The following is a 12,062-nucleotide window of genomic DNA, read 5'->3' on the forward strand; positions in this document are numbered from 1 at the left end:
CGGCGCCGGGCCGGTGCCGTGGGCAACTAGGGGATTTTTCAGAGTCGGAGGTAGAGCGGCCGTGGACCGCCCGGCCGCCCCCAGACTGGGCCGGGTTCGAGGTGTTCGAGGAGCCATGCCATGAGCGTGGGTGTCCGAGCCTGAGGAGATTCCGGTGTTGTCTACCGTTCCGAGCGCAGCGGGCCTGCCACAGCTCTCCGTCGTGGTGTGCGACCCGGGTCTGGGGGCCGAGCTGTGAGCGAAGACCGCCTGCGGGACTATCTGAAGCGGGTCACCGCCGACCTGCACCGCACCACCGGCCGCCTGCGCGAGCTGGAGAGCAAGGACCGCGAGCCCATCGCGATCGTCTCCATGGCCTGCCGCTACCCGGGTGACGTGCGCACCCCCGAGGACCTCTGGCGCCTGGTCGCCGACGGCACCGACGCCATCACGCCCTTCCCGGAGGACCGCGGCTGGGACGTGGCGTCCCTCTACCACCCCGACCCCGAGCGCCCGGGCACCTGCTACACCCGCGAGGGCGGCTTCCTGCACGACGCCGCCGACTTCGACCCCGACTTCTTCGGCATGTCGCCGCGCGAGGCCCTCGGCACAGACCCGCAGCAGCGGCTCCTGCTGCAGATCTCCTGGGAGGCCCTGGAGCGGGCCGGACTCGACCCCGGCACCCTGCGGGGCAGCCCCACCGGCGTCTTCGTCGGTGTCATGTACAACGACTACGGCTCCCGGTTCGACGTCCCCCCGCCCGGTCTCGAGGGCTTCATCGGCAACGGCAGCGCCGGCAGCATCGCCTCCGGGCGCGTCGCCTACACCCTGGGCCTGGAGGGCCCCGCCGTCACGGTGGACACGGCCTGCTCCTCCTCGCTGGTCGCCCTGCACCTGGCCTGCCGGGCGCTGCGGGCGGGCGAGTGCTCCCTGGCCCTGGCGGGCGGTGTCGCCGTGATGTCCACGCCGGTCACCTTCACCGAGTTCAGCCGCCAGCGCGGACTCTCCGCCGACGGCCGCTGCAAGTCCTTCGCGGACGCCGCGGACGGCACCGGCTGGGGCGAGGGCGCGGGCCTGCTGCTGCTGGAACGGCTGTCCGACGCGCGGCGCAACGGACACCAGGTGCTGGCGGTCATCCGGGGCAGCGCGGTCAACCAGGACGGCGCCAGCAGCGGACTGACCGCCCCGAACGGTCCCTCGCAGCAGCGGGTGATCCGGGCGGCCCTGGCGAGCGCCGGGCTGTCCACGGCGGACGTGGACGCGGTGGAGGCCCACGGCACGGGCACCACGCTGGGCGACCCGATCGAGGCCCAGGCGCTGCTCGCCACCTACGGACGCGACCGCGAACAACCGCTCTGGCTCGGCTCGTTGAAGTCGAACATCGGGCACACCCAGGCCGCCGCCGGGGTCGGCGGCGTGATCAAGATGGTCATGGCCATGCGGCACGGGCTGCTCCCGCGCACGCTCCACGTCGACGCCCCCTCCCGCCACGTCGACTGGTCGGCGGGCCGGGTGAGCCTGCTCGCCGACGCTCAGCAGTGGCCGCGGACCGACGACGACCGGCCGCGCCGCGCCGGCGTCTCCGCCTTCGGCGTCAGCGGCACCAACGCACATGTGGTGCTGGAGGAGCCGGGGGAGACCGAGGAGTCCGCCGTGTCCGGTGGCGGCGACGGCGACGCCGGGGTGGTGCTGTGGCCGGTGTCGGCGCGCGGCGAGGGGGCGCTGCGGGCGCAGGCGGCGCGGCTGCTGGACGCGCAGGCTTCCGCCGATCGCGCCGTCGATGTCGCGTGGTCGCTGGCGACGACGCGGTCGGTGTTCGAGGACCGTGCGGTGGTGGTCGGTTCCACGGCCGAGGAACTGCGGGCCGGGCTGGCCGCGGTGGCGGCGGGTGAGGAGGACGCACGAGCGGTGCGCGGGACGGCACTGCGCGGGCGCACGGCCTTCCTGTTCGCCGGACAGGGCTCCCAACGCCTGGGTATGGGACGGGAGTTGTACGACACCTATCCCGTGTTCGCCGAGGCCTTCGACGCGGTCGACGCCCACCTCCCCTTCGATCTGCGGGAGATGCTGTTCGGCGCGGACGCCGAGCGGGTGCACCGTACGGAGTTCGCGCAGCCGGCGCTGTTCGCGCTGGAGGTGGCGCTGTTCCGGCTGCTGGAGTCGTGGGGGGTGCGCCCGGACCTGCTGGCCGGTCACTCGATCGGTGAGATCGCCGCCGCGCACGTGGCGGGGGTGTGGTCCCTGGCCGACGCCTGCCGTCTGGTGGTCGCTCGCGGCCGCCTGATGCAGGCGCTGCCGGCCGGTGGTGCGATGGCCGCGGTGCAGGCCTCCGAGGACGAGGTGCTGCCCCTGCTCGGCGACGAGGTGGGCATCGCGGCGGTCAACGGGCCGCAGGCCGTGGTGGTTTCCGGCGCGGCCGGGGCGGTCGAGGAGATCGCGGGCCACTTCCGCGGCCAGGGCCGCAAGGTCACGGCGCTGCGGGTGAGCCATGCCTTCCACTCCCCGCTCATGGAACCGATGCTCGACGACTTCCGCGCGGTCGCCGACAGCCTGACGTACGAGCGCCCCCGGCTGACCGTCGTCTCCACGCTCACCGGGGAGACCGCGAGCGCCGAGGAACTGATGTCGCCGGACCACTGGGTGCGGCACGTCCGTCAGGCGGTCCGGTACGCCGACGCGGTCCGCACCCTCGTACGGAACAAGGCCACGCGCTTCGTCGAACTCGGGCCGGACGCCACCCTCACGGCGCTCGCCCGTACGTTCCTCGACGACGACCAGGGCGTTCTGGCGCCCGCCCTGCGCAAGGACGCCCCGGAGCCGGTGACCCTGCTGCGTGCCGTCGCCGCGCTGCACGCCCACGGGCACAGCCCGGACTGGTCCGCCCTCTTCCCCACCGGCCGGACGGTGGACCTGCCCACCTACGCCTTCCAGCAGCGACGCCTCTGGCTCGATCCGGTGCCCGGCACCGGACGGCGCGCCGGCGGGCATCCGCTGCTCGGTGGCGCGGTGACCCTGGCGGACTCCTCGTCCGTGCTGTCCACCACCGTGCTCTCGGCCCGTACCCACCCCTGGCTGGCCGACCACACGGTCGCGGGCGCGACCGTGCTGCCCGGCGCCGCGTACGTCGACTTCGCCCTGCACCTCGGCGCGCTCGTCGGCTGCCACCACGTCGTGGAGCTCGCACAGGAGCGACCGCTCGTTCTCGACGGCCACCGGCCCGTGGAGATCCAGGTCGTCCTCGACAGCCCGGACGAGAACGGCGTCAGGACGTTCTCCTGTCACTCCCGGCCCCTCCCGGCCGCCGACCGCGCACCGGACGACGCACACCAGGACGACCGGCCCTGGGTCCGCAACGCCCGCGGTGTCCTGGACCAGGCCGGGGCCCCGCCGGAGCTCCCCGGGCCGGACGCACCGGAAGCGGCCTGGCCGCCGCCGGGCGCCCAGGCCCTGACCGCCGACGAGATCGACGAGATCTACGACGCGTGGCGGGACCTCGGCCTGGACCACGGTCCCGCCTTCCGCGGGCTCACCGCGGTGTGGCGGGCCGGGGACCGCACCTACGCCGAGGTCGCCGTACCGGAGGAGTTCCGGCCGGACGCGCTGCGGGTCGCCCTGCATCCCGCGCTCCTCGACGCCGCCCTGCACACGGCGCCCGCGCTCGGCCGTCCCGGCGGCTTCGCCGTGACCTGGCGGGACTGCGCCCTGCACGCGGCCGGCGCGGAGACCCTGCGGGTCGCACTCCGGTCCCACTCCGACGGCACCCTGCGAGTCGACCTCACCGACGAGTCCGGCACCCCCGTCGCCACCGTTGGCGCGGTCACCCTCACTCCCGTCGACGAACTGCCCCTGACCGCCCCCTCGGAGGGCGGTGACGACCTGTTCGCCGTCGACTGGATCCCCCTGCCGACGGCCGGGACGGCCACCCACCGGCCGACCCTCGCCTTCGTGGGCGCCGCACCGGCCCCGGCCGACGCCGACCGTCACCCCGACCCGGACGCCTTCTTCACCGCCCTCGCCGACCCCGGCGCGCCGGTGCCCGACCTGGTCCTCGTGTCCTGGCAGGGAGGCGACGCGGAACTGCCCGCCGCCGCACACGAGTCGGCGGCCGCGGCCCTGGACCTGCTCCAGCGCTGGCAGGCCGAGGAACGCACGGCGGACGCCCGGCTGGTCCTGCTCACCCGGAACGCGGTGGCCGTCCGGCCCGGCGAACCGGTCGCCGACCTCGCCGCGGCCGCCGTCCGCGGTCTGGTGCGGTCGGCGCAGTCGGAGAACCCGGGGTCCTTCCTGCTCGTGGACACCGACTCCGGCACCGACCCGGAGGTCCTCCTCGCCGCCGTCCGCGACGCGGCGCACACCGGGGAGACCGAGATCGCCCTGCGGGCCGGCCGCGCCCACGCCGCCCGCCTCGTCCGGCACCAGCCGGAAACCCCCGCCACCGCCGCGCGGCCGCTCCTCGATCCGGAGCGGACCGTGCTGATCACCGGGGCGGGCGGCACCGTCGCCTCGGCCCTCGCCCGGCACCTGGTCACCGCGCACGGAGCACGGCACCTGCTGCTGACGAGCCGCCGCGGCCCCGAGGCGCCCGGCGCCGCGGAGCTCCGCGCCGCCCTCGAAGAGGCCGGTGCCGAGGTGACGCTCGCCGCCTGCGACGCCGCCGACCCGGCCGCGCTGGCGGCGCTGCTGGACGCCGTACCCGCACCGCACCCCCTCGGCGCGGTCTTCCACGCCGCCGGGGTGATCGACGACGGCGTCGTCCCCGCGCTGACCCCCGACCGGCTGTCGGCCGTGCTGCGGCCCAAGGCGGACGCCGCCGTGCATCTGGCGCGCCTGACCCGGGACCTGGACCTGTCGGCGTTCGTGCTGTTCTCGTCCGCCGCCGCCACCTTCGGCGGTCCCGGACAGGGCAACTACGCCGCCGCCAACGCCTTCCTGGAGGCGCTCGCCGCCACCCTGCGGGCCGAGGGACGGCCCGCGCTCGCCCTCGGCTGGGGCCTGTGGGCCGAGGAGAGCGGCATGACGGCCGGCCTCGGCGACGCCGACCGCACCCGCATGGCCCGGGCGGGCGTCGCACCGCTGCCCACCGCCGACGCCCTGCGCCTGCTCGACCTCTCCGCGGCGCAGGACCGCCCGGTGCTGCTGCCGGTCCGGCTGGACCTGGCCGCGGCGCGGGCCGCCACCACCCCCACCCCTGCCCTGCTGCGCGACCCCGCCGCCTCCGTGCCCCGTACCGCCCGAGCCGCCGCGTCGGGCGGACGCCTGGCCCGTACCCTCACCGCGCTGCCGGCGGCCGAACGGCCCGGCGCCGTCCTGCGCCTCCTGCAGACGGAGATCGCCACCGTCCTCGGCCACACCCCGGACGCCCCCGCCGCCGACCCCGAACGCGCCTTCCGCGACCTCGGCTTCGACTCGCTGACCGCCGTCGACCTGCGCAACGCGCTGCAACGCCGCACCGGCCTGCGGCTCGCGCCCAGCGTCGCCTTCGACCACCCCACCCCGGCCGCCCTCGCCGAGCACCTGCTGCGCTCGCTGCCGGCCGGCGACGGCGCCGCCCGGTCCGTCACCGCCCCGACCCGCCCCGCGTCCGGCGGCAGCGACGAACCCCTCGCCGTCGTCGGCATGGCCTGCCGCCTCCCCGGCGGCGCCGACACCCCCGAACGGCTCTGGGACCTGCTCGCCTCCGGCGGCGACGGCCTGACCGGATTCCCCGACGACCGCGGCTGGGACCTCACCTCGCTGTACCACCCGGACCCCGACCACGAGGGCACCAGCTACACCCGCACCGGCGGCTTCCTGTCCGGCGTCGACCGGTTCGACGCCGCCTTCTTCGGCATCTCGCCGCGCGAGGCCCTGGCCATGGACCCGCAGCAGCGGCTCCTCCTCGAAGTGTGCTGGGAGGCCGTCGAGCGCGCGGGCCTCGACCCGCGGACCCTGCGCGGCTCCCGCACCGGCGTCTTCGCCGGCACCAACGGCCAGGACTACCCGACCCTGCTGCGCACGTCCGCGGACGACGTCGACGGCTACCTCGGCACCGGCAACGCCGCCAGCGTCGTCTCCGGCCGCATCTCCTACACCCTCGGCCTGGAGGGCCCCGCCGTCACCGTCGACACCGCCTGCTCCTCCTCCCTGGTCGCCCTGCACTGGGCGGCGCGGGCGCTGCGCGCGGGGGAGTGCGACCTGGCCCTCGCCGGCGGCGTCACCGTGATGTCGACCCCGGCCGCGTTCCTGGAGTTCAGCCGCCAGCGCGGCCTGGCTCCCGACGGACGCTGCAAGGCCTACGGCGACGGCGCCGACGGCACCGGCTGGGGCGAGGGCGCCGGCATGCTGCTCGTGGAGCGGCTCTCCGACGCCCGGCGCAACGGACACCGGATCCTGGCCGTGGTGCGCGGCAGCGCCGTCAACTCCGACGGCGCCAGCAACGGCCTGACCGCCCCCAACGGGCCCTCGCAGGAACGGGTCATCCGGGCCGCGCTGGCCGACGCCGGGCTCACCCCCGCCGACGTCGACGCCGTCGAGGGACACGGCACCGGCACCGTCCTCGGCGACCCCATCGAGGCCCAGGCGCTCCTCGCCACCTACGGCCAGGACCGGCCCGACGACCGGCCGCTGTGGCTCGGCTCGGTCAAGTCCAACCTCGGCCACACCCAGGCCGCCGCAGGCGTCGCCGGCATCATCAAGACGGTCCTGGCGCTGCACCACGGCGAACTGCCCCGCACCCTGCACGCCGACCGGCCCTCCAGCCGGGTCGACTGGGCCTCCGGCGCCGTCCACCTGCTGACCGAGGCCCGGCCCTGGCAGCGAGAGGAGGGCCGCCCGCGCCGCGCGGGTGTCTCGTCCTTCGGGTTCAGCGGCACCAACGCCCACGTCATCCTCGAAGAGGCCCCGGCCGCGTCCGCCACCGTCGCGCAGCCCCCCGCACGGCCGGTCACCCACGCGACGACCGCCTGGCCGCTGTCCGGCCGCACCCCCGAGGCGCTGCGCGCCCAGGCCGAGAAGCTGCGCGAGCACGCCCTGCGCCACCCCGAACTGTCCGCCGCCGACCTCGGCCACTCCCTGGCGACCACCCGCCCCGCCTTCGAACACCGCGCGGTGCTGCTCGGCACCGGACGCGACGACCTGCTCGCCGAGCTGACCCGGCTCGCCTCCGGCACCACCCCGCCCGACGGGACGGGCACCGCCGCGCGCGGCGGACGCACCGCCTTCCTCTTCACCGGGCAGGGCGCCCAACGCCCCGGCATGGGCGGCGACCTGTACGCCGCCTTCCCGGTCTTCGCCGACGCCTTCGACGAGGTGTGCGCCCACTTCGGCGCCGACGTCCTCGGCACCACGCTGCGCGAGGCCGTCCTCGGCGACGCCGGAGCCCTGCTGGAGCGCACCGGATACGCGCAGCCCGCCCTGTTCGCGCTCGAAGTCGCCCTCTACCGGCTCGTCCGCGCCCTCGGCGTGACCCCCGACCACCTGTTCGGCCACTCCATCGGCTCCCTGGCCGCCGTCCACGCCGCCGGAGTCCTCAGCCTCGGCGACGCCTGCGCCCTGGTCGCGGCCCGCGGCCGGCTGATGGACGCCCTCCCGGCCGACGGCGCCATGGTCGCCCTCCAGGCCACCGAGGAGGAGGTGCTGCCCCTGCTGGAGGGCCACGAGCACCGGGTGGGCCTGGCCGCGGTCAACGGACCCCGCTCGGTGGTGGTCTCCGGCGACGAGGACGCCGTACGCGAGGTCGCCGCCCGCATCGAGGAGCTGGGCCGGCGCACCAAGCGGCTGCGGGTCAGCCACGCCTTCCACTCGCCCCTCATGGAGCCCATGCTCCAGGAGTTCCGCGAGGTGGCCGCCACGCTCCGCTACCACGAACCGCTCATCCCCGTGGTCTCCGACGTCACCGGCCGCCCGGCCGGACCCGACGAACTCGCCTCGCCCGACTACTGGGTCCGGCATGTGCGGCAGGCCGTCCGCTTCCACGACGGCGTACGCACCCTCCAGCAGGCCGGCGTCCGCCACTACCTGGAGATCGGCCCCGACGGCACGCTCACCGCCCTGGCCGCCGACGCCGTCACCGACCCCGCCGGCACCACCGCCGTCGCCCTGCTGCGCCCCGGCCAGGACGAGACCGTCACCCTGCTCGCCGGTCTCGCGCGCGCCCACACCCAGGGCGTCGACGTCGACTGGAGCGCCGCCACCGGCGGCACCGGTCGCGTCGTCGACCTGCCCACCTATGCCTTCCAGCGGGAGCGCCACTGGCCCACCACGGCCGGCCGGAGCGCGTCCGACCTGGCCGCGGCGGGCCTCGCCGACGCCGGACACCCGCTGCTCGGCGCCCGCGTCGACCTCGCCGACGGCCATGTCTTCACCAGCCGGCTCTCCGTCACCGACCAGCCGTGGCTCGCCGATCACGCCGTCGGCGGCACCACCGTCCTGCCCGGTACCGCCCACCTCGACCTGGCGCTGCTCGCCGCCGAACGCGTGGGATGCGACCGCATCGCCGCACTCACCCTGGTCGAGCCGCTGCTGCTCGCCGCCGACCAGGCCGTCACCCTGCACCTGCGGGTCGGCGCCCCCGACGCGGACGGCAACCGCCCGCTCGGCGTGCACTCCCGGCCCGCCGACGCCCCCGCCGACCGGCCCTGGACCCTGCACGCCGACGGCATCCTCGCCCCCGGCGCCGGTCCGGAACCCGAGGGTGCCCCGCTCGCCGACTGGCCGCCCGCCGGAGCCGAGGAAATCCCCGTCGACGACACCTACGACCGCCTCGCCGCCGCCGGGTTCGCCTACGGACCCGTGTTCCGGGGGCTGCGCGCCGCCTGGCGGCTCGACGACGACGTGTACGCCGAGATCGCCCTGCCCGAGCAGGCACACGCCGACGCCCCCCGCTACGGTCTGCACCCCGCGCTGCTCGACGCCGCCCTGCACGCCACCGCCTTCCTGCCGCTGGACGACTCCGCGCCCGGCCGTCTGCCGTACTCCTGGCGGGACGTGACCCCGCACGCCACCGGCGCCACCGCCGTCCGCGTCCGGCTCGCCCTGAGCGGCGAGGACACCGTCACCCTCGACGTGGCCGACGTCACCGGGCGGCCCGTGGCCTCCATCGGATCGCTCACCCTGCGCGAGATCGACCCCGAACGGCTGCGCGCCCGGCCCGACCGGGGCGCGGGCGACCTCTTCCGCCTCGACTGGCAGCCGCAGCCCGCCACCGGCGGCCGCCCGCACCCCCAGCCGCTCACCCTCCTCGGCGACGCCGCCGGCCGGGAGTTCGCCGCCCTGCTCGACGCCGCCGGGGTCCCCGCCGACGTCACCGAGGCCGCCGACCTCACCGCCCTGGCGGCGGCCGACACCGCACCCGGCACCGTCCTCGCCGTCCTGCCCCACCAGGACGGCCCGCTCGACCGCGCCGGACACACCGCCGCACAGCGCGCCCTCGCCCTCGTCCGGCAGCTGTCCGCCGAGCGACGGCTGGACGCCACCCGGCTGGTGCTGGTGACCCGTGAGGCGCTCATGCCGGACGGACCCGCCGGCCCCGGGGTGCGCCACCCGGCCGCCGCATCGGCCTGGGGCCTGGTCCGGTCGGCACAGTCCGAGCACCCCGGCCGGTTCGTCCTCCTCGACACCGACACCGCGGCCGCCTCACTCGCCGCCCTGCCCACCGCACTGGCCCGCACGGACGCCCAACTGGCGCTGCGCGAAGGGACCGTGCACCTCCCGCGTGTCGCGCGCACCGACCCGGCCACCGCCCTGCGGCCCCCGCACTCCAGCCCCGGTACCGCCTGGCGGCTGGACATGGTCCGCAAGGGCACCCTCGACGGCCTGGACCTCGTCGCCGCCCCGGACGCCGAACGCGCCCTCGCCGACGGCGAGATACGGATCGCCGTCCGTGCCGCCGGCGTCAACTTCCGTGACGTGCTCAACGCCCTCGGCATGTACCCCGGTCCGGCCCGCGACTTCGGCCTGGAGGGAGCCGGGGTGATCACCGAGGTCGGCCCCGGCGTCACGGGTCTCGCCGTCGGCGACCGCGTCATGGGCATGTTCCCCGCCGCCTACGGACCCGTCGCGGTGGCCGACGCCCGTACCGTGGCCCCCGTCCCCGACGGCTGGACCTTCGCCCAGGCGGCGACCGTACCGATCGTCTTCCTCACCGCCTACTACGCCCTCGTCGACCTCGGCGGAGTGACCGAGGGCCAGACCGTCCTCGTGCACGCGGCGGCCGGCGGCGTCGGCATGGCCGCCACCCAGCTCGCCCGCCACCTCGGCGCGGAGGTGTACGCCACCGCCGGCCCCGGCAAATGGGACGCCCTGCGCGCCGCCGGCCTGGACGACCGGCACATCGCCTCCTCCCGCGACCTCTCCTTCGAGACCGCCTTCCGCGCCGCGACCGGCGACCGCGGCGTCGACCTCGTCCTGGACTCCCTGGCGGGCGAGTTCGTCGACGCCTCCCTGCGGCTGCTGACCCCCGGCGGACACTTCCTGGAGATGGGCAAGACCGACGTCCGCGACCCCGACGACGTCGCCGCCCGCCATCCCGGCGTCCACTACCGGGCGTTCGACCTCATCGAGGCCGGACCCGACCGCATCGGCGAGATGCTCACCGCCCTCGTCGACCTGTTCGCGGCCGGGGTCCTGACCCCGCTGCCGGTCACCCCGTGGGACGTGCGCCGCGCGCCGGAGGCCTTCCGCCACATGTCGCAGGCCCGCCACATCGGCAAGGTCGTCCTCACCGTCCCCGCACCCCTCGACCCGCACGGCACGGTCCTCGTCACCGGCGGCACGGGCGGCCTCGGCGCCCTGCTCGCCCGCCACCTGGTCACCGAGCACGGCGTACGTCACCTGCTGCTCGCCTCCCGCCGCGGACCCGCCGCCCCCGACGCCGCCCCGCTCGTCACCGAACTGGAGGAGCTCGGCGCCGAGGTGCACGTCCGGGCCGCGGACGTCACCGACCGCGACCAGGTCGCCGCCCTCCTCGCCTCGGTACCCGACGGGCATCCGCTGACCGCCGTCGTCCACACCGCCGGCGTGCTCGACGACACCGTCGTGGACCACCTCACCCCCGAGCGGCTGGACGCCGTACTGCGCCCGAAGCTGGACGCCGCCGTTCACCTCCACGACCTCACCCGCCACCTCGACCTGAGCGCCTTCGTCCTGTTCTCCTCGGTCGCCGGCACCCTGGGCGCCCCCGGCCAGGCCAACTACGCCGCCGCCAACGCCTTCCTCGACGCCCTCGCCGAACACCGGCGCGCCCTCGGCCTGCCGGCCCTGTCCCTGCCCTGGGGTCCCTGGTCCCAGGCAACCGGCATGACCAGCGGCCTCGGCGACGCCGACATCCGCCGTATGGAACGCGCCGGGCTGCCGCCGCTCGCCCCCAAGGAGGGCCTGGCCCTCTTCACCGAAGCCCTGGACCAGCCCGCGGCCGTGTGCCTGGCGATGGCGGTCGACTCGACGCGCCTCGGGGCCGAGGGCCCGGTACCGCCCCTGCTGTCCGGCCTGGCCCGGACCCGACGCGCCGTCGCGCAGCACGCACCCGCCGACCGGCCGGGCGGCGGCGAGGACCTCGCCGCCGCACTGGCCCGGCTCGGTGCCACCGACCGGCACCGCAGGCTGGCCGAAGAGGTCTGCCGCCAGGTCGCCGCCGTCCTGGGGCACGCGTCCGCCGCCCGGATCGACCCGGAGCAGTCCTTCAAGGAACTCGGCTTCGACTCGCTCACCGCCGTCGAACTGCGCAACCGGCTCAACGCCGCCACCGGAGTGCTGCTGCCCGCCACCCTGGTCTTCGACTACCCCACCCCGACGGCGCTCGCCGACCATCTGAACCGGGAGCACTTCGCGGCCGGAACCGACCCGGCCGCGCCGGGCACGGCCACCCCCCGTCCGGGTGAACCCGACGAGGCGGCCCTCCGCAAGCTGCTGACGTCCATCCCGATCACCAGGTTCCGCGAGTCGGGGCTGCTGGACGCGCTCATGGACCTCGCGTCGGCCCCCGCCGCCCGGCCCGGTCAGCAGCCGCCGGCCTCGGCCGACGGCGCCGACGTGGACGTCGACGACATGGACGTGGACGACCTCGTCCGGATGGCCCTGGGCGCCGACGACTGAGCGTCACCGCCCCC

Annotated in this window: 1 protein-coding gene; it reads left to right on the top strand. The window is 76.2% G+C overall.

Going from position 1 to position 12,062, the window contains the following annotated elements; genetic code table 11:
• Window positions 1-234 precede the first annotated feature (234 nt).
• The gene (locus U5640_RS39715; RefSeq protein WP_340384073.1) at window positions 235-12,048 is read left to right on the top strand and encodes an SDR family NAD(P)-dependent oxidoreductase; all 11,814 of its coding nucleotides are present in this window, start codon (window positions 235-237) and stop codon (window positions 12,046-12,048) included.
• Window positions 12,049-12,062: the final 14 nt, after the last annotated feature.

This window comes from Streptomyces sp. SS7 (assembly GCF_037993025.1).
Classification (GTDB): Bacteria; Actinomycetota; Actinomycetes; order Streptomycetales; family Streptomycetaceae; genus Streptomyces.